This window comes from Pimelobacter simplex, assembly GCF_024662235.1.
Taxonomy (GTDB): domain Bacteria; phylum Actinomycetota; class Actinomycetes; order Propionibacteriales; family Nocardioidaceae; genus Nocardioides.
Window position 1 is genome coordinate 2,064,458 of the sequence record NZ_CP096276.1, and the last position, 18,856, is coordinate 2,083,313.

Here is an 18,856-nt window from a genome sequence, read left to right on the forward strand (position 1 = left end):
CCTAGCGAGCACCCGCTGCACCGCTGCGGGGCGGCCGGGCTCAGTCGAGCTCGGCGGGGTCGACCTGGATCCGGACCGGATCGAGCTTGCGTGCCGAGCGCAGCCGCTGGGCCTCGGCGAGCGCACGGGCCAGGTCGGCTCCCTGGCTGCGCGGCACCCGGACGACGACCCGCTCGACGTCGTCGTCGCGGGTCGGGACCGGCCCCAGCACCTCGCCCGGCGCGGGCAGGTCGAGCAGGGTCAGGACGTCGTCGAGTGCGCCGGGCGCGCCCCGGATCGTGGCGACCCGGGCCGCCGGCGGCAGCCGTGCCTCGCGCCGCTCCTCGGCCTCGCGCGCCGCGAAGCCCGCCGGGTCCCAGCGGACCAGCGCCTGGAGCGCCGGGACCGCCGGGTCGCCGACCGCCAGCGCGCGCCCGCCCGCGCCGAGCAGGCCGACGGCATTGCACCAGCGGCGCAGCGCCTCCTCGGAGGCGCGCATGCTGTCGCGGCCCAGCGCCCACCACGTGTCGAGCAGGACGACGACGGCGTAGCCGCCCTCGGCGACGGGTTCGGAGCCCGGGGTGGCCACGACGATGCGCGGCTCCGGGCCGACCCGGGCCCGGATCTGGTCACCCGAGGAGGAGACCACCGGCACCTTGGGGAAGCTGCGGCCGAGCTCGTCGGCGGTCCGGGCGTCGCCGACGATCGGGGCGCGAAGGCCGGCGGCGCCGCACTCGGGGCACGACCAGGCCGGCGCCTCGGTCGCGCACCACCGGCAGCGCGGCGGCGTGGTCGGCCCGGTGAGCTGGAGCGGGCCGGCGCAGGCGGCGCAGCGGGCCGGCGTACGGCAGCGCTCGCAGGCCAGGCGCAGGACGTAGCCCGCCCGCGGGGTCTGGACGAGCACGGGGCCGCGCTCGAGCCCCCAGCGCAGCGCGTCGTGGGCCTCGCGCGGCACCCGGGCTCCACCCCCGCTGGGATCGCGCAGCAGGGCGACGTCGCTGGCCCCGCTGACGCCGATCAGCGCGCGCTCGCGCACCGCGGCGCGCGGCAGCGCGATCTCGCGGGCCCAGCCGGTCTGGAGCAGGTGCTGGGCCTCGACCGTTCGGCTGAAGCCGCCGATCAGGGCGGCCGTGCCCTCGTGCTCGGCACGCAGCAGCAGCACCTCGCGGGTGTGGGGGTACGGCGCGCGCGGCTCGGCGTGGAGCTCGTCGCCGTCGTCCCAGATGACGACGAGGCCCAGGTCGTGGACCGGCGCGAAGGCCGCGGAGCGGGTGCCGACCACGATCCGCCGGTCCCCCCGGCTGACCGCCAGGAACTCGCGGTAGCGCTGGGCCGGGCCGGGCTCGGCGTGCAGCGCGACGTGGTGGCCCTCGCCGAGCAGCTCGGTCAGCGCCGCGTCGAGACGCGCGACGTCGCGGTGGTCGGGCAGGCACAGGAGCGCGCCCCGCCCGGCCGCGCGCGCCGAGGCGGCGAGCTGGGCGAGCATCGCCGGCCAGTCGTCGCCGGGGGCCGCCCCCCACACGGCACGCGGGGCGTGCCCCTCGCGCACGTGGGCCAGGAAGGGCGCGGCCGCCGGGTAGTCCGCCCAGGCGCGGTCGGCGGTCGCCGGGTCGTGCACCAGGACCGGCTCGGCCGGCGTGGGCTCGCGCTCGACGGTGGCGTGGCGCGGCGGCACCGCGAGCCGTCGTACGTCGGCGCTGACGCCGGCATAGCGCTCGGCCACCCGCCGGCACAGCGCCTCGACCGCCGGGCTCAGCACCGGCTCGGGACTGACCAGCCGGCGCAGCGGGACGAGCGTCCCGTCGTGGTCGGAGGCCGCCGCGCGCTCGATGACGTAGCCGTCGGCCTCCTGGCCCGCGAACCGGACCTTGACCCGGGCGCCGGGGCGGGCGCCGTCGGCCATCGCGACCGGGACGGCGTAGTCGAAGACCCGGTCGAGGTGGGCCAGCGGCAGGTCGAGCACGACCCGGGCCACCGGCTCGTGCTCGGCGATGACGGCCCCCGCGACCTTGCGGGCCCGGGTCGCCGCGGCCTTGGCCCGGCCCTCCTTGACCCGGTCGCGGACGAGACCGGGAAGCTCGAGGGCCGGCTCGTCGGGGGTGGGGGTCATGGCGGCAGTTCTACCAGTGCCCCACGACGGAACACGCCCGCCGTCCCTGGGGGACGACGGGCGTGCGACGCGCGGGTGTGCGGTGGATCAGGCGCCCACGGCGGCCTTGAGCGCCTCGGCGCGGTCGGTCCGCTCCCAGGTGAACTCGGGCAGCTCGCGGCCGAAGTGACCGTAGGCGGCCGTCTTGGCGTAGATCGGGCGGCGCAGGTCGAGGTCGCGCAGGATCGCGGCCGGGCGCAGGTCGAAGACCTCGAGCACGGCGGCCTGGATCTTCTCGTCCGGCACGATGCCGGTGCCGAAGGTCTCGACAAAGACGCCGACGGGCTTGGCGACACCGATCGCGTAGGCGACCTGGACCTCGGCGCGACGGGCCAGGCCCGCGGCGACGATGTTCTTGGCGACCCAGCGCATCGCGTAGGCGGCGGATCGGTCGACCTTGGACGGGTCCTTGCCGGAGAACGCGCCGCCACCGTGGCGGGCCATGCCGCCGTAGGTGTCGACGATGATCTTGCGGCCGGTCAGGCCGGCGTCACCCATCGGGCCACCGACGACGAACTTGCCGGTCGGGTTGATGTGGAGCTTGTAGCCGTCGAAGGGGACGCTGGTCTTGAACTGCTCCAGCACCGGCTCGATCACGTGGGCCGTGATGTCGGCGGCGATCTGCTCCTGGGTGACGTCCTCGGCGTGCTGCGTGGACAGCACGACGGTGTCGACGCGCACGGCGCGGTCGTCCTCGTCGTACTCGATGGTGACCTGGGTCTTGCCGTCGGGGCGCAGGTAGTCGAGCGTGCCGTTCTTGCGGACCTCGGTGAGCCGCTCGGCCAGCGTCTGGGCGATCTTGATCGGCAGCGGGAACAGCTCGGGGGTGTCGTCGCAGGCGTAGCCGAACATCAGGCCCTGGTCGCCCGCGCCCTGCTTGTCCAGCTCGTCGGCGGAGCCGCCCAGGCGCACGTCCTCGGCGGTGTCGACGCCCTGGGCGATGTCGGCCGACTGGGCGCCGATCGCGACCTGGACGCCGCAGGAGTTGCCGTCGAAGCCCTTGGCGGAGGAGTCGTAGCCGATCTCCAGGATCTTGTCGCGCACCAGCTGGGCCACGGGCGCGTAGGCCTCAGTGGTCACCTCACCGGCAACCACGACGAGACCGGTGGTCAGCAGCGTCTCGACGGCGACCCGGCTCTTGGGGTCGTGCTCGAGGAGGTAGTCGAGGACGGTGTCGCTGATCTGGTCCGCGATCTTGTCCGGGTGACCCTCGGTCACCGACTCCGACGTGAACAGACGTCCGGTCATGGTGGTGGGAACTCCTGGTTGGGGGCTGGATGGGCGGTGGTCCAACGATACGGACGGCACGAGGTGATGCCCGGGAGTCTCAGGAAAGTCGGGCGACGACCTGGTCCCAGATGAGGTGCGCGAGCGCCGACTTCGAGCCGTGCGGTACGTCGACCGCGGACCCGTCGGAGCCCAGGATCACCGCCTCGTTGTCGGTGCTGCCGAAGACCGCGCCGCCGCTGACGTCGTTGACGACCAGCAGGTCGCAGCCCTTGCGGGCCAGCTTGGCCCGGGCCAGGTCGAGCACGCTGCCGGTCGCGTCACCGGTCTCGGCGGCGAACCCGACGATCACGGCCTCCGGGCGGGCCCGGTGGGTCGAGATCTCCTTGAGGATGTCGGGATTCTGTTGCAGCGTGATCGCCGGGGCCGATCCGTCGTCGGCCTTCTTGATCTTGACCTCGGAGGTGCTCACCGGCCGGAAGTCGGCCGGTGCGGCGGCCATCACCACCGCGTCGGCGCCCGCGGCCGCCGACAGCACGGCGTCGCGCAGCTCGGCGGTGGACTCGACGCGGACCACCTTGACGCCGGCCGGATCGGTCAGCGCGACGTTGGCCGCGATCAGGGTGACCTCGGCGCCCCGGGCGGCCGCGGCCCGGGCCAGGGCGTAGCCCTGGCGTCCCGAGGAGCGGTTGCCCAGGAAGCGGACCGGGTCGAGGCGCTCGCGGGTGCCCCCCGCGGAGACGACGACGTGGCGCCCGGCCAGGTCGTGGATCCCGGCCGCCGGAGCCGCGGCGGACTGGGAGCGGGCCAGGATGTCGCGGGCGACCTCGAAGATCTCCTCCGGGTCGGGCAGCCGGCCCTTGCCGGTGTCGGCGCCGGTCAGCCGGCCCTCGGCCGGCTCGATGACGATCACGCCGCGCGAGCGCAGCGTGGCGACGTTGGCCGTGGTCGCCGCGTGCTCCCACATCTCGGTGTGCATGGCCGGGGCCAGGACCACCGGGCAGCGCGCCGTGAGGAGCGTGTTGGTGAGCAGGTCGTCGGCGAGCCCGTGGGCCGCCTTGGCCATCAGGTCGGCCGTGGCCGGCGCGACGACGACCAGGTCGGCGCCCTGCCCGAGGCGGACGTGCGGCACCTCGTGCACGCCGTCCCACACCTCGGCCGACACCGGCTTGCCCGACAGTGCGGCCCAGGTGGGCGCACCGACAAACTCCAGGGCGGCCGCGGTGGGGACCACGGTCACGTCGTGGCCGGACTCGGTGAAGCGACGCAGCAGCTCGCAGGCCTTGTAGGCCGCGATGCCACCGGAGACGCCGAGCACCACGCGGGGCCGGGACATGGGCGCCGTCAGATCACTCGGCGTCGGCCGCGGGAGCCTCGGCAGCCGCAGCGGCGGCCGGCTCGACGAGCTCGGACGGGTCGATGTCCTCGCAGGTCAGGAGGTCCTGGTTGATCTCGCGCAGCGCGATCGAGAGGGGCTTCTCCTGGACGTGGGTCTCGACCAGCGGGCCGACGTACTCGAGCAGGCCCTCGCCCAGCTGCGAGTAGTAGGCGTTGATCTGCCGCGCGCGCTTGGCGCTGTAGAGGACCAGCTTGTACTTGCTGTCGGTCTTGGACAGCAGGTCGTCGATGGGAGGGTTGGTGACACCCTCAGCGGCGATGTTCGGGGCAGACACAGAGGTCCTCACTGATCGTGGACGGAATCAACCATCAAGGCTATCAACTCATCGACGGCAGCGTTAACTTCGCGGTTGACGATGGTCACGTCGAACTCGGCCTCGGCGGCCAGCTCGTCGCGTGCGGTGGCCAGTCGGCGCTCGCGTTCCTCCTCGGTCTCGGTCCCCCGGCCGACCAGCCGGCGGACCAGCTCGTCCCACGACGGGGGCTTGAGGAAGACGAAGACGGCGTCCGGCGCGGTCTCGCGGACCTGGCGCGCACCCTGGAGATCGATCTCGAGCAGGGCCGGGCGCCCGGCCGCCACCGCGGCCTCGACCGGACCGCGCGGGGTGCCGTAGCGGTGCACACCGTGGACGATCGCCCACTCCAGCATCTGGCCCTCGGCGATGAGCCGGTCGAACTCGGCGTCGTCGACGAAGTGGTAGTGCACGCCGTCGACCTCGCCCGGGCGCGGGGCGCGGGTGGTCGCGGAGACCGACAGGTAGACCTCGGGGTGCTCCTCGCGGACGGCAGCGGCGACCGTGCCCTTGCCGACCGCGGTGGGCCCGGCGAGGACGAAGAGACGGCTACTCACCGGCGGCGAACTCGCGCTCCAGCGCGGCGACCTGCTTGGCGCCGAGACCGCGCACGCGCCGGGACTCGGCGATGCCGAGCCGCTCCATGACCTGGCGGGCCCGGACCTTGCCCAGACCGGGCACCGACTGGAGCAGGTCGAGGACCTTCATCTTGCCGATGACCTCGTTGACCTGACCCTGCGCGAGCACGTCGCTGATCGAGGCACCCGAGTTCTTGAGCCGGTTCTTCACCTCGGCCCGCTCGCGGCGAGCGGCCGCCGCCTTCTCCAGGGCGGCCTGGCGCTGTTCGGGGGTCAGGGGAGGCAGAGCCACGGGTGAGGGGTCCTTCGGTCAGTGGTCGCGGGGCGGACGCGCCGCCGTCGGCCAATCTAGCCAGAAGGGCTCCGCGGCGGCAACGCGGGTGGGGCCGACCCAGCGCACGACCTCAGCGCGCCACCCCCTCGCGGTCGAGCGGCTCCCGCAGCCAGGAGCAGGCGTGCACCGGCACGCTGGAGGTGCCGATCGAGCGAACCTCGTCCGGCCGCGCCGGGCGCCACAGCCCGACCCTCCGCCCGCGCACCACCAGCAAGGCGGTCCCGGGTGGATTCCAACAGCCGATCTGCCAGCCTCGGGGCACCTCGACCGCACTCGCCAGGTCCGCGGCGAGCACGAACCCGCCGTGCTCGCGCCCGGGCCGGACTCCGGTCACCGGCTGGCGGTCGGGGTAAGGATTGGCCAGCAGTCCGAAGAAGCCGCCGGGCCGGCCCACGTCGCGCACCAACCGCCCCCGGTCGTCGCGGACCTCGATCCGGGTCGGCCCGGCCACGCCACGCTCCCCCGGCGCCGCGACCAGGACCGAGCCGCCCGGCCCCCAGACCGCCGCTGGACTGCGCTCGTCATTGGGCAGGAGCACCCGCCGCGGTTCGCCCGCCGCATAGAGCTCGATGGCGTAGCCGGTGTCGCTGGGCCGGGCCGCGAGGACCCGCCCCCGGGCGTCGATCGAGGGCACCGACGCTCCGTCGTCGCCCCACATCGCCGAGCGGCCGGCGGCGATCACGCGAAGCTGGTCCCAGCCGTTCTCCGCGGTGGCCAGCGCGATCCCCGCCCGCGACGCGGAGAAGGACGAGATGCCGTAGGCCGGCGGATTGTCGGCGAGCTGCCGCAACGGACCGGACGGGAGCGCGACCTCGAAGAGGTTGGCCGAGTAGGGTTCCGCGCCCGTGAGCAGGTAGAGCGAGCCGGCCAGGTCGGGCGCAATACCCCGCCACAACGTGCCGGGAGCAACCGCCTCGGCGGTTGGCGCCGCCGGGCCCTCGGCAGGACCTGCGCGACAACCGGCGAGACCGATCAGGACGACCGCGGTCAGGAGCCACCAGCGTGGGCGTCGGCGCCCGATCATCGGAGATCACCGCACCCGAAGCCGAAGGGATGGGAGCACATCGCTCGCAGGGCACCGGCCATCAAGAAGCCGAACTGCCGGCTCGAGCGCTGGTTGACCTCGACGAGCAGGTGGCCGTTGTTGCCCTGGTAGTCGTCGGTGCCCTGCCAGCGCCAGGTCTGGCCGGACTTGTAGAAGACGTTGAGTCGGTTGGCGTTGTAGGGCTCGATGGCGTCCCACACGCCCACGTCGCCGCTCTTGCCGGTACTGCCGGTGTGCTTGTCCTTGTCGGCCACCGTCGTGCTGGCGCCGACCGAGATCGGCCCCGCACCGACCTTGAGGCTGATCGTCGACTGGACCGCGCCGTTGGCGACCTTGGTGCCCCACTTGGTACCGATCGTCCGGTCGGCCTTCTTCGCGAACGCGACCGAGGCGCCGTTGAGCACCTGGTGGAAGCCGTTCCACACATCGCCGCCGCCGGTGATGCAGAACTCCAGCTGCTTCTTGGGGGTTCCGTTGAGGATCCGGGCGTTGTTGAGCGTGTAGGGGAAGACCAGGTACTTCATGCTGAAGGACCGGCCGTCGAGATTGACCCGGGTCGGCTCCCCCGCCCGGAGCCGGCTGTGGGGGTCGCTCTTGACCAGGCACGTGTACGACGTACGCCCGGCCGGGCGCTGCGCCGGCCCGAAGGTCATGGTGCTGACCGGGATGCCCCGGACCGGCTTGCCGGTCCGCTGGAGCCGGGCCGCCTTGCTCACGACCGTCACGTCCCGCGTGGCCGGGGTGTAGCGCAGCGCGACGGCGAACTCGACGGAGGAGCGCTGGGTGACCTTGTCGCGCGGCGGTCCCGTGGCGGACCGGCCGGGGCCGGGCGGCGCCGGATCAGCCGTCGCGGCCTCGGCGGCGACGCCGGGCCCGAGGGCCCCGACCGGGGCGAGGAGAGCAGCCACGGCGAGCGTGGCGAGCGTGGAGCGGAACAGGGGTCGCTTCATGGGTCGTGCCTTCCCGAGAGTGGTGCGAGCGGCTCGTCGCAGGGCGAAGGTATTCCCATACACAGATGCGACCAAGAGCCGTTCGCAAACTGGGGACGACTCGGGCCGTGATGGCGGTCTGTGGACGGCCAACGGCCGGGATCGGGGCGCCTGGGGCGACGATCAGCGCCCCAGGTCGCTCAGAGGCTGAGCGGTGTCTTGCAGACGTCGCGGGCCTGCTGCTGGACCCGGGAGAGCGCCGCGGCGGTCTCCCGCGAGCCCAGCCGGACGGCGGCGGTGTCGATCGCCTGGCGGTCCTCGGCCGAGACCGAGGCGGGCGGGTCCGCACGGTCGTAGGTCGCGGCGTCGACGCCGGCCGCGCTGAGGGCGTCGTCGAGGTCGCTGACCCGGGCGACGACGAGCTGCCAGTCCGCCCGGATGTCCTGGGGGGCCTTGGCCGCGAGCGCCTCGAAGCTCGGCAGCGCGCGGATCAGGCCGACCTGGGGGCCCGCGGACAGCGCGGCACCGACCTGCTCGCGGCGGCTCTCCACCTCCGAGCAGTACGACGCGAACGGGTCCTCGTCGTCACTCCCCCGCAGCCACAGGAAGCCCCCCACGAGCGCCACCGCCACGACGACGGCGGCGCCGGCGAGCCACCGGCCGCGCCGGCTCACCCGAGCAGCTCGCGCAGCTCGTCGTTGCCGCGCCGCACGGCGCCGGCCAGGGCGGCCGGGTCCGGGCCCAGGCGCAGCACGCCGCGGGAGGAGGTGGCCAGGACGTTGCCGACACCGGCGCCGAAGATCCGGCGCAGGTCGGCGACGGTGCCGCCCTGCTCGCCGTACCCGGGGGCGAGGATGGGGCCGTTGAAGGCCAGGTCCAGGCCGCGGTCGTCCTCGAGCGTGGCGCCGACGACGGCGCCGTAGGAGCCGAGGGGGCTCGCGCCCTCGTTGAGCCGGCGCAGGTGGTCGAGCACGGTCGCCGAGACGGTCCGGCCGTCGGTGAGCGCCTCCTGGACCTCGGGGCCCTCCTTGTTGGAGGTGGCGGCGAGCACGAACAGGCCCGCGTCGAACCGGGCAGCGGTGTCGACGAACGGCTGGAGCGAGCCGAAGCCGAGGTAGGGGCTGACCGTGACCGCGTCGCAGGCCAGCGGCGAAGCGGGGTCGAGGTAGGCGTCGGCGTAGGCCTGGGAGGTGGAGCCGATGTCACCGCGCTTGATGTCGAGCAGGACCAGGGCGCCGGCCGCGCGGCCCGCCGCGATGACCTGCTCCAGGACGGCGACGCCGCGGCTGCCGAAGCGCTCGTAGAACGCCGACTGGGGCTTGATCACGCTGCAGTGGGGGGCGACGGCCTCGACCGCGGCGAGCGCGAACCGCTCGAGCCCGGCGACGTCGTCGTCGTACCCCCAAGCGTGGAGGAGCGCCGCGTGCGGGTCGATGCCGACGCAGAACGGTCCGCGATCGGCGACGGCGGCGACGAGTCGGGCACCGAAGGTCATCAGGAGGTCCTCCGCAGGGCGTCGGGGCCGAGGTCGGCCAGGGTCGGGTAGCCGTCGACGGCCATGATCAGGTCGGCCTCGGCGAGCATCGAGCGGACCTGGTGGACCGCGCCGGGCACACCACCGAGGGCCAGGGCGTAGGCGTAGGGACGCCCGATCGCGACCGCGTCGGCGCCGAGGGCGACCGCCTTGACCACGTCGGCGCCCGTGCGGACCCCGGAGTCGAAGACGACCGGCGCCCGGCCGTCGACCGCGGCGACCACGTCGGGCAGCCAGTCGAGCGCCGCTCCCCCGCCGTTGGCCTGGCGGCCACCGTGGTTGGAGCAGTAGATCCCGTCGACGCCGGCGTCGAGCGCCTGGCGCGCGTCGTCGGGGTGGCAGATGCCCTTGACCACGATCGGCAGGTCGGTCAGCAAGCGCAGCCAGGGCAGGTCGTCCCAGGTGACCGGGTGGCCGAACGTGCCGGCCCAGGTCATCACGACGGTGCCGAGGTCGGGGTTCGGCCCGGTCATCTCCTGGAAGACGGGGTCGGAGGTGTAGTTGGCGAGCGCCTTGCCGCGCAGCTGCGGGAAGTTGCCCGAGGCCAGGTCGCGCGGGCGCCAGCCGGGCACCCAGGTGTCGAGGGTGACCACGATCGCCTCGTAGCCGGCCGCCTCGGCCCGGCGTACGAGGCTCTCGGCCAGCTCGCGGTTCTTGGGCGTGTAGAGCTGGAACCACTTCGGCGCCTCGCCGGCCGCCGCCGAGACCACCTCGAGCGGGTCGCTCATCAGCGTGGAGCCGATGAACGGGATGCCCGTCGCCGCGGCCACCTCGGCCGCGTGGACGTCGCCGTGCTGGTCGGGCGTGCAGATGCCGATCACGCCGACCGGCGCCAGCACGAGCGGGCTCGTCAGGGTGCGCCCGAACAGCTCGACCGAGAGGTCGCGCTCGGCGGGCGCCCGCAGCATCCGCGGGACGACGGCGTAGCGCTCGAACGCCGCGACGTTGGCGCGCTGGGTCGACTCGTCACCCGCGCCGCCCGCGACGTAGGTGCGCAGCTCGGGCGGCAGTGCCGCCAGCGCCCGCGCCTCGAGGTCGGCGTAGTCGAACGGGTGGGCGGGCAGGACGCCGCCGAGGGCGCCGAGGTAGAGCTCCAGCTGGTAGTCGCCGAAGCTCATGTCACAGCGCCTTGAGGATCTGTCGTGGCCACATCGGGCCACCGTAGATCAGAGCGCTGTAGGCCTGCACCAGGTCCGCGCCCGCGGCGACCCGCTCGGCAGCCTGCTCCGGGGTGCTGATCCCGCCGACGCCGATCAGGGTGAGCCGGTCGCCGACCCGGCCGCGCAGCAGCCTCATGACCTCGGTGGAGCGCTCGGTGAGCGGCGCACCGGACAGTCCCCCGGCGCCGACCTCGTCGACCTTGGCGGCCGGCGTGCGCAGGCCCTCGCGCGAGATCGTCGTGTTGGTCGCGATCACCCCGGCCAGGCCGAGGTCGAGCGCCATGTCGGCCACCGCGAGGACGTCGTCGTCGGAGAGGTCGGGCGCGATCTTGACCAGCAGCGGGATGGGCGCGGCCGTGACCTCGTCCGCCGTACGGCGCACGTGGCGCAGCAGGGGGGCGAGCTTCTCGACGGCCTGGAGGTTGCGCAGCCCCGGGGTGTTGGGCGAGCTCACGTTGACGACCAGATAGTCGGCGTGGGGGGCGAGCCGGCGGGTCGAGGTCTCGTAGTCGGCCTCGACGGCGGCCTGGTCGTCATCCGGGACGACCTTGGACTTCCCGATGTTGACGCCGAGCACGAGATCGCCACGGCGGCGCTTGGCCAGACGCGCCGCGACGACCGCGGACCCGTCGTTGTTGAAGCCCATCCGGTTGACGATGGCCCGGTCCTCGGGCAGCCGGAACAGCCGCGGCTTGGGGTTCCCGGGCTGGGCGAGCGCGGTGACGGTGCCGATCTCGACGTGGCCGAAGCCGAACGCACCCATCCGGTCGTAGACCCGGGCATTCTTGTCGAAGCCGGGGGCGAGGCCGAGCCGGTTGGGGAAGGTCAGCCCCATCGCCTCGACCGGCGCGCGGCCGGGGATCGGGGCCCGGGAGAGCACCGGTCCCCCGGCCCGCAGCGCGTCGTAGGTCAGGTGGTGCGCCTTCTCGGCGTCCATCTTGACCAGGAGGTGCTCGAAGACCTTGTCGTAGAGCGTCACCGGGCGGCCTCGGCGGCGGCGTTCCACTCCTGGAGCGAGCGGACGCCGACCGAGCCGGCGCGGATCGCGGCGATGCCCTGGACGGCGGCGGCCAGGCCCTGGACCGTCGTGATGCACGGGGTGCCGGTGAGGACCGCCGACGAGCGGATCTCGTAGCCGTCGACCCGCGAGTCGCCCCCGCCGGTCGAGCCGTGCGGGGTGTTGACGATCAGGTCGATCTCGCCGTCGAGGATCATCTGCACGACCGTGGGCTCCCCGTCGGGGCCGGGGCCCTCGAAGTGCTTGCGGACGACGGTCGCCTGGATGCCGTTGCGGCGCAGCACCTCGGCGGTGCCCTGGGTCGCGAGGATCTCGAAGCCGTAGTCGACCAGCACCCGGGCCGGGAAGACCATCGTGCGCTTGTCGCGGTTGGCGATCGAGATGAAGACCTTGCCCGAGGTCGGCAGGGGGCCGTAGGCGGCCGCCTGGGACTTGCTGAACGCCGTACCGAAGTCGGCGTCGAAGCCCATCACCTCACCGGTCGACTTCATCTCCGGGCCGAGCACGGTGTCGACGAACTGGCCGTCCTTGGTGCGGAACCGGTTGAACGGCAGCACCGCCTCCTTGACCGCGATCGGCGCACCGGCGGGCAGCGAGCCGCCGTCGCCCTCGGCCGGGAGCCCGCCGTTGGCGCGCAGCTCGGCGATGGACTCGCCGAGCATCACCCGGGCCGCGGCCTTGGCGAGCTGGGTGCCGGTCGCCTTGGAGACGAAGGGCACCGTGCGCGAGGCCCGGGGGTTGGCCTCGATCACGTAGAGCACGTCGGCGCCCAGCGCGAACTGGATGTTGATCAGGCCGCGCACGCCCACGCCCTCGGCGATCGCCTCGGTGGCCGCACGGATCCGGTCGATCTCGGCGTCGCCGAGGGTGATCGGCGGCAGCGCGCAGGAGGAGTCGCCGGAGTGGATGCCGGCCTCCTCGATGTGCTCCATGACGCCGCCGAGGAAGAGGTCGGTGCCGTCGTAGAGCGCGTCGACGTCGATCTCGACCGCGTCGTCGATGAACCGGTCGACCAGGACCGGGCGGTCCGGGCTGATCTCGGTGGCGGCGTTGATGTAGGCCTCGAGCGCCTGGTCGCTGTAGACGATCTGCATGCCCCGCCCACCCAGCACGTACGACGGACGCACGAGCACCGGGTAGCCGATGGAGTGCGCGATCGCCTGGGCGTCCTCGTAGGACACCGCCGTGCCGTGCTTGGGCGCGACCAGGCCGGCCTCGGCGAGCACCCGCCCGAAGGCCCCGCGCTCCTCGGCCAGGTCGATCGCCTCGGGGCTGGTGCCGACGATCGGGACGCCGGCGTCCTGCAGGCCCTGCGCCAGGCCGAGCGGGGTCTGGCCGCCGAGGGTCGCGATGACGCCGGCGATCGGGCCGGCGGCCTTCTCGGCCTCGTAGATCTCGAGCACGTCCTCCAGCGTGAGCGGCTCGAAGTAGAGCCGGTCGGAGGTGTCGTAGTCGGTCGAGACGGTCTCGGGGTTGCAGTTGACCATGATCGTCTCGTAGCCGGCCTCGGCCAGCGCGAGGCTGGCGTGGACGCACGAGTAGTCGAACTCGATGCCCTGACCGATCCGGTTGGGCCCGGAGCCCAGGATGATCACGGCCTCCTTGCCCTCAGCGCGCGGCAGGACCTCGGTCTCCTCGTCGTAGGAGGAGTAGTAGTACGGCGTGGCCGCCGCGAACTCGGCCGCGCAGGTGTCGACGGTCTTGAACACCGGCCGGACGCCGGTCGCGTGGCGCGCCGCGCGCACCTCGGCCTCGGTGACGCCGCGGATCTGGGCGACCTGGAGGTCGGAGAGCCCGTGCCGCTTGGCCAGGCGCAGCGTGCCGGCGTCGAGGTTCTCGGCGGCGGCGACCTTCTGGGCGATCTCGTCGATCAGGAACAGCTGGTCGACGAACCACGGGTCGATCTTGGTCGCGTCGTGGACCTCGTCCTGGGTCGCGCCGGCGCGGATCGCCTGCATGACCTCCTGGAGCCGGCCGTCGTGCGGGACCCGGGTGCCCACGAGGAGCGCGGCCTTGTCGCCGAGCGGGGCGGACCAGTCGAACGGTGCGTGCTTGTTCTCGAGCGAGCGCAGCGCCTTGTTGAGCGACTCGCTGAAGCTGCGGCCGATCGCCATCGCCTCGCCCACGGACTTCATGTGGGTGGTCAGCGTCGGGTCGGCGGTCGGGAACTTCTCGAACGCGAACCGCGGGACCTTGACGACGACGTAGTCGAGGCTCGGCTCGAACGACGCCGGGGTCTCCTCGGTGATGTCGTTGGGGATCTCGTCGAGGGTGTAGCCGACCGCGACCTTGGCGGCGATCTTGGCGATCGGGAAGCCGGTCGCCTTGGAGGCCAGCGCCGAGGAGCGCGAGACGCGCGGGTTCATCTCGATGACGATGACCCGGCCGTCGGCGGGGTTGACGGCGTACTGGATGTTGCAGCCGCCGGTGTCGACGCCGACCTCGCGGATGATGCCGATGGCCAGGTCGCGCAGGTGCTGGTACTCACGGTCCGTCAGCGTCATCGCCGGGGCGACGGTGATCGAGTCGCCGGTGTGGACGCCCATCGGGTCGAAGTTCTCGATCGAGCAGATGATGACGACGTTGTCGGCCTTGTCGCGCATCACCTCCAGCTCGTACTCCTTCCAGCCGATGATCGACTCCTCGATCAGCACCTCGGTGGTCGGGCTGGCGGACAGGCCGGCGCCGGCGATGCGCTGGAGGTCGGCGGCGTCGTAGGCGATTCCGGAGCCGAGGCCGCCCATGGTGAACGACGGGCGGACCACGACCGGGAAGCCGAGCTCGCCGGCGGCCTTCTCGACCTCGTCCATCGAGTGGCACACGAACGAGCGGGCGACCTCGCCGCCGACCTTGTGCACGATGGCGTTGAACAGCTCGCGGTTCTCGCCGCGGTGGATCGCCTCGAAGCTGGCGCCGATCATCTCGACGTCGTACTTGGCCAGGACACCGCTCTCGTGCGCGGCGATCGCGGCGTTGAGCGCGGTCTGGCCGCCCAGCGTCGGCAGGATCGCGTCGGGGCGCTCCTTGGCGATGACCTTCTCGACGAACTCGGGGGTGATCGGCTCGACGTAGGTGGCGTCGGCGAACTCCGGGTCGGTCATGATCGTGGCCGGGTTGGAGTTGATGAGGATGACCCGCAGGCCCTCCTCCTTGAGCACCCGGCACGCCTGGGTGCCGGAGTAGTCGAACTCGCAGGCCTGGCCGATGACGATCGGGCCGGAGCCGATGACCAGGACGGACTTGATGTCTTCGCGCTTCGGCATCAGACGTTCTCCCCCAGGAGCGTGGTGAACCGGTCGAAGAGGTACGCCGCGTCGTGCGGGCCGGCGGCGGCCTCGGGGTGGTACTGGACGGAGAACGCCTTGAGCCTGCCGTCGGCGTGCAGCTCGAGACCCTCGACGACGTCGTCGTTGAGGCAGACGTGGCTGACCGTGGCGGTGCCGTAGGGCGTCTCGGTGGGCGTGTCGCGCGGCGCGTCGACGGCGAACCCGTGGTTGTGCGCGGTGATCTCGACCTTGCGGGTGGTCAGGTCCATCACCGGCTGGTTGGTGCCGCGGTGGCCGTACTTCAGCTTGTAGGTGCCGAAGCCGAGCGCCCGGCCGAAGAGCTGGTTGCCGAAGCAGATGCCGAAGTAGGGCAGCCCGCGCTCCAGCGCCTGCTGGAGCAGCGCGACCTGGCCGGTCGTGGCAGCCGGGTCGCCGGGGCCGTTGGAGAAGAACAGCCCGTCGGGCTGCACCGCGAGCACCTCGTCGATGCTCGCCGTGGCGGGCAGGACGTGCACCTCGATGCCGCGCTCGCTCATCCGCTGCGGGGTCATGTCCTTGATGCCGAGGTCGAGGGCGGCCACGGTGAACCGCTTCTCGCCCTGGGCAGGCACGACGTACGCCTCGCTGGTGGAGACCGCCTCGGACAGGTTGGCGCCGGCCATCTCGGCGGACGCCTTGACCTTGGCGAGCAGCACCTCGGGGTCGGTCTCGACCGTGGAGATGCCCACCCGCATGGCGCCGCGCTCGCGCAGGTGCCGGGTCAGCGCGCGGGTGTCGATGCCGGAGATGCCGACCACGCCCTGCGCCTTGAGCTCGTCGTCGAGCGAGCGGCGCGAGCGCCAGTTGCTGGGGATGCGGGCGGGCTCGCGCACGACGTACCCGGCGACCCAGATGCGCTTCGACTCCGGGTCCTCGTCGTTGACGCCGGTGTTGCCGATGTGCGGAGCGGTCATCACGACCACCTGGCGGTGGTACGACGGGTCGGTCAGCGTCTCCTGGTAGCCGGTCATGCCGGTGTTGAAGACGGCCTCGCCGAAGGTCTCCCCCTCGGCGCCGTAGGCCTCGCCGTGGAAGGTGCGGCCGTCCTCGAGGACGAGCAGCGCGGGCTGGGACAGGGTCATGCGAGGGCTCCTTCGAGCACCGTGGGCGCGCCCCGCAGCAGCGTGGCGACCACCCTTCCGGTGAGCTTGCGGTCGTGCCAGGGGTTGTTGCGGCTCAGCGAGACGCTGGCGGCGCGGTCGACGACGACCTGGGCGGCCGGGTCGACGAGGGTCAGGTTGGCGGGCTCGCCGACGGCGATCGGGCGGCCGTGGACGTCGTCCAGGCCGGCGATCCGGGCCGGGTTGACGCTCATCGCGCGGGCCACGCCGGCCCAGTCGAGCAGGCCGTTCTCGACCATCACCGTGGTGACGACGGGCAGTGCCGTCTCGAGCCCGAGCATGCCGAACGCCGCGTCGACGAAGGCGTGCTCCTTGTCGTGGCGCGCGTGCGGCGCGTGGTCGGTGGCGACGGCGTCGATCGTGCCGTCGGCCAGGGCCGCGCGCAGCGCCTGGACGTCCTCGTCGGGGCGCAGCGGCGGGTTGACCTTGAACGTCGGGTCGTAGCCGGTGAGCAGGTCGGTGGTGAGCAGCAGGTGGTGCGGCGTGACCTCGGCGGTCACGTCGATCCCCTGGGCCTTGGCCCAGCGGATGACCTCGACGCTGCCGGCGGTGGAGACGTGCGCGACGTGGACCCGGCTGCCGGTGTGGCGGGCCAGCATCACGTCGCGGGCGACGATGATCTCCTCGGCGACGCCGGGCCAGCCGGGCAGGCCGAGCTGACCGGAGAGCTCGCCCTCGTGGCAGCACGCGGTGGGGCCGGCCAGCGACGGGTCCTGGCTGTGCTGGCTGACCACGCCGCCGAACGCCTTGACGTACTCCAGCGCCCGGCGCATCACGCGCGGGTCGTGGACGCACTTGCCGTCGTCGGAGAACACCCGCACCTTGGCCCGGCTGCGGGCCATCAGGCCGAGCTCGGCGAGCTCCTCGCCGGCCAGGCCCTTGGTCACCGCGCCGACCGGCTGGACGTCGACCAGGCCTGCGGCGCGGCCCAGGTCGTAGACCCGCTCGGCGGCCTCGGCGGTGTCGGTCACCGGGTGGGTGTTGGCCATCGCGAGGACAGCGGTGTAGCCGCCGACCGCGGCGGCACGCGAGCCGGTGAGCACCGTCTCGGCGTCCTCGCGGCCGGGCTCGCGCAGGTGGGTGTGCAGGTCGACGAGGCCGGGCAGCAGGCGCAGTCCGCCGGCGTCGATGGTGCGGTCGGCCGCGGCCGTCACCGAGCCCAGCTCGGCGATGGTGCCGTCCTGGACCAGCACGTCGGTCGTGGTGCCGTCGGGCAGGGTGGCACCCTTGATCAGGGTCGAGGCGGTCACTTGGTCTCCTCCCCCGCCAGCAGGTGGTAGAGCACGGACATGCGGACGGCGACGCCGGCGGAGACCTGGTCGAGGACGACCGAGTCGAGCGCGTCGGCGGCGTCCGCGGAGATCTCCAGGCCGCGGTTCATCGGGCCCGGGTGCAGGATCGGCGTCCCCGGCTTCAGCACGGCGAGGCGGTCGCGGGTCAGGCCGTAGCCGACCGTGTACTCGCGCGCGGTCGGGAAGAACCCGCCGCTCATCCGCTCGCGCTGGACGCGCAGCATCATCACCGCGTCGGCGCTGGGCAGCACCTCGTCCAGGTCGTACGACGTCGCGAAGCCCGCCGCCTTGGACCAGTCGCCCACGCCGGCCGGCATGAGCGTCGGCGGCGCGACCGCGGTGACGGTGGCGCCGAGCTTGGCCAGGCACTTGATGTTGCTGCGGAAGACCCGGCTGTGGGTCAGGTCGCCCACGATCGCGACGTGCTTGCCCTCGAGCGTGCCGAGCTTGCGGGTCAGCGTGTAGCCGTCGAGCAGCGCCTGCGTCGGGTGCTCGTGGGTGCCGTCGCCGGCGTTGATCACCGGGACGTCGATCCAGCGGCTGATCTGCTCGGCCGCGCCGCTCGCGCCGTGGCGCACGACGAGACCGTCGATGCCCATCGCGGTGACGGTCAGCACGGTGTCGCGCAGGGACTCGCCCTTGCTCGCGCTGCTGCCCTTGGCGGACAGGTTGATGACGTCGGCGGAGAGCCACTTGCCGGCGATCTCGAAGCTCGACCGGGTGCGGGTGGAGTCCTCGAAGAACAGGTTGATCACGGTGCGCCCGCGCAGCGCGGGGAGCTTCTTGACCTCGCGCCGCTGCACGTCGTGCATCTCGGCGGCGGTGGTGAAGAGCTGCTCGATGTCGCCCGCGGCGAGGTCGTCGATGCTGAGGAGGTGGCGGTTCACTGGATGCGCACCTCGTCCTCGCCGTCGATCTCGACCAGCCCGAGGCTGACCCGCTCGCTGCGCGCCGTCGGCAGGTTCTTGCCCACGTGGTCGGCGCGGATCGGCAGCTCGCGGTGGCCGCGGTCGACCAGCACCGCGAGCCGGACGACGGCCGGGCGGCCCAGGTCCGAGAGCGCGTCGAGCGCGGCCCGGATCGTGCGGCCCGAGTAGAGCACGTCGTCGACCAGGACGACGGTCTTGCCGTCGACGCCCCCGGCCGGCACCTGCGTGCGGTGCGGCGTACGGGTGGGGTGGGAGCGGAGGTCGTCGCGGTACATCGTGACGTCGAGCTCGCCGGTGGCGACCGTCGTCCCCTCGACCTCGGCGATGTTCGCCGCGATCCGGTGGGCCAGCGGCACGCCCCGGGTGTGGAGCCCGAGAAGCAAGAGATCCTCGGCGCCCTTGTTGCGCTCGAGGATCTCGTGGGAAATGCGGATCAGCGCCCGGTGGATGTCGCCGGCGTCGAGGACGACGCGGCCGGTGCTCGCGGGCTTCTCCGGAGTCTGCTGTGCAGGCAAGACTGACGGAACCTCCTTCTCCGCCTCACAGGACGGCTCGTTAAAGGATG

At 73.0% G+C, this 18,856-nt stretch carries 17 protein-coding genes; all 17 read right to left on the reverse strand.

Going from position 1 to position 18,856, the window contains the following annotated elements; translation table 11 throughout:
- Positions 1–40 precede the first annotated feature (40 nt).
- On the reverse strand, positions 41–2,089 hold the full coding sequence (locus M0M48_RS10055) for a primosomal protein N' (RefSeq protein WP_257751026.1): 2,049 nt from the start codon (positions 2,087–2,089) through the stop codon (positions 41–43).
- Positions 2,090–2,176: 87 nt separating this feature from the next.
- On the reverse strand, positions 2,177–3,376 hold the full coding sequence (metK, locus tag M0M48_RS10060; RefSeq protein ID WP_257751027.1) for a methionine adenosyltransferase: 1,200 nt from the start codon (positions 3,374–3,376) through the stop codon (positions 2,177–2,179).
- Between the two features lie 79 nt (positions 3,377–3,455).
- Entirely contained in the window at positions 3,456–4,691 is a 1,236-nt protein-coding gene (gene coaBC / locus M0M48_RS10065; RefSeq protein ID WP_215815726.1) for a bifunctional phosphopantothenoylcysteine decarboxylase/phosphopantothenate--cysteine ligase CoaBC, read from the reverse strand.
- 13 nt (positions 4,692–4,704) lie between these two features.
- On the reverse strand, positions 4,705–5,028 hold the full coding sequence (gene rpoZ, locus M0M48_RS10070; protein ID WP_257751028.1) for a DNA-directed RNA polymerase subunit omega: 324 nt from the start codon (positions 5,026–5,028) through the stop codon (positions 4,705–4,707).
- Positions 5,029–5,036: 8 nt separating this feature from the next.
- A complete protein-coding gene (gene gmk, locus M0M48_RS10075) occupies positions 5,037–5,603 on the reverse strand; it encodes a guanylate kinase (RefSeq protein ID WP_215815724.1) in 567 nt (188 codons plus the stop codon).
- The gene (gene mihF, locus M0M48_RS10080; RefSeq protein WP_215815723.1) at positions 5,596–5,916 is read right to left on the reverse strand and encodes an integration host factor, actinobacterial type; all 321 of its coding nucleotides are present in this window, start codon (positions 5,914–5,916) and stop codon (positions 5,596–5,598) included. The genes gmk and mihF overlap by 8 nt, the downstream gene beginning before the upstream one ends.
- Before the next feature lie 112 nt (positions 5,917–6,028).
- Positions 6,029–6,853, reverse strand: coding sequence for a hypothetical protein (locus M0M48_RS10085; protein WP_257751029.1), 825 nt, complete (start codon positions 6,851–6,853; stop codon positions 6,029–6,031).
- 125 nt (positions 6,854–6,978) lie between these two features.
- Positions 6,979–7,953, reverse strand: a complete 975-nt coding sequence (locus M0M48_RS10090) for a hypothetical protein (RefSeq protein ID WP_257751030.1) — start codon at positions 7,951–7,953, stop codon at positions 6,979–6,981.
- A 179-nt stretch (positions 7,954–8,132) separates the two neighbouring features.
- Positions 8,133–8,606, reverse strand: coding sequence for a hypothetical protein (locus M0M48_RS10095; RefSeq protein ID WP_215815722.1), 474 nt, complete (start codon positions 8,604–8,606; stop codon positions 8,133–8,135).
- Positions 8,603–9,427 carry an orotidine-5'-phosphate decarboxylase gene (gene pyrF, locus M0M48_RS10100; protein ID WP_257751031.1) on the reverse strand — a complete coding sequence of 275 codons (825 nt, stop codon included), beginning with the start codon at positions 9,425–9,427 and terminating at the stop codon, positions 8,603–8,605. The genes M0M48_RS10095 and pyrF overlap by 4 nt, the downstream gene beginning before the upstream one ends.
- Entirely contained in the window at positions 9,427–10,584 is a 1,158-nt protein-coding gene (locus tag M0M48_RS10105) for an alpha-hydroxy-acid oxidizing protein (RefSeq protein WP_257751032.1), read from the reverse strand. Before M0M48_RS10105 ends, pyrF begins: the two co-directional genes overlap by 1 nt.
- A 1-nt stretch (position 10,585) precedes the next feature.
- Positions 10,586–11,605: a quinone-dependent dihydroorotate dehydrogenase gene (locus tag M0M48_RS10110; protein WP_257751033.1), complete on the reverse strand. Its 1,020-nt coding sequence runs from the start codon at positions 11,603–11,605 to the stop codon at positions 10,586–10,588.
- Positions 11,602–14,907: a carbamoyl-phosphate synthase large subunit gene (carB, locus tag M0M48_RS10115; protein WP_257751034.1), complete on the reverse strand. Its 3,306-nt coding sequence runs from the start codon at positions 14,905–14,907 to the stop codon at positions 11,602–11,604. Before carB ends, M0M48_RS10110 begins: the two co-directional genes overlap by 4 nt.
- Complete coding sequence (carA, locus tag M0M48_RS10120) at positions 14,907–16,031, reverse strand: glutamine-hydrolyzing carbamoyl-phosphate synthase small subunit (RefSeq protein ID WP_257751035.1); 1,125 nt, start codon at positions 16,029–16,031, stop codon at positions 14,907–14,909. Before carA ends, carB begins: the two co-directional genes overlap by 1 nt.
- Positions 16,028–17,320 carry a dihydroorotase gene (locus tag M0M48_RS10125; protein WP_257751036.1) on the reverse strand — a complete coding sequence of 431 codons (1,293 nt, stop codon included), beginning with the start codon at positions 17,318–17,320 and terminating at the stop codon, positions 16,028–16,030. The genes carA and M0M48_RS10125 overlap by 4 nt, the downstream gene beginning before the upstream one ends.
- Complete coding sequence (locus tag M0M48_RS10130) at positions 17,317–18,249, reverse strand: aspartate carbamoyltransferase catalytic subunit (RefSeq protein ID WP_257751037.1); 933 nt, start codon at positions 18,247–18,249, stop codon at positions 17,317–17,319. Before M0M48_RS10130 ends, M0M48_RS10125 begins: the two co-directional genes overlap by 4 nt.
- Positions 18,246–18,806, reverse strand: a complete 561-nt coding sequence (gene pyrR / locus M0M48_RS10135) for a bifunctional pyr operon transcriptional regulator/uracil phosphoribosyltransferase PyrR (RefSeq protein ID WP_215815715.1) — start codon at positions 18,804–18,806, stop codon at positions 18,246–18,248. Before pyrR ends, M0M48_RS10130 begins: the two co-directional genes overlap by 4 nt.
- Between the last annotated feature and the right edge of the window lie 50 nt (positions 18,807–18,856).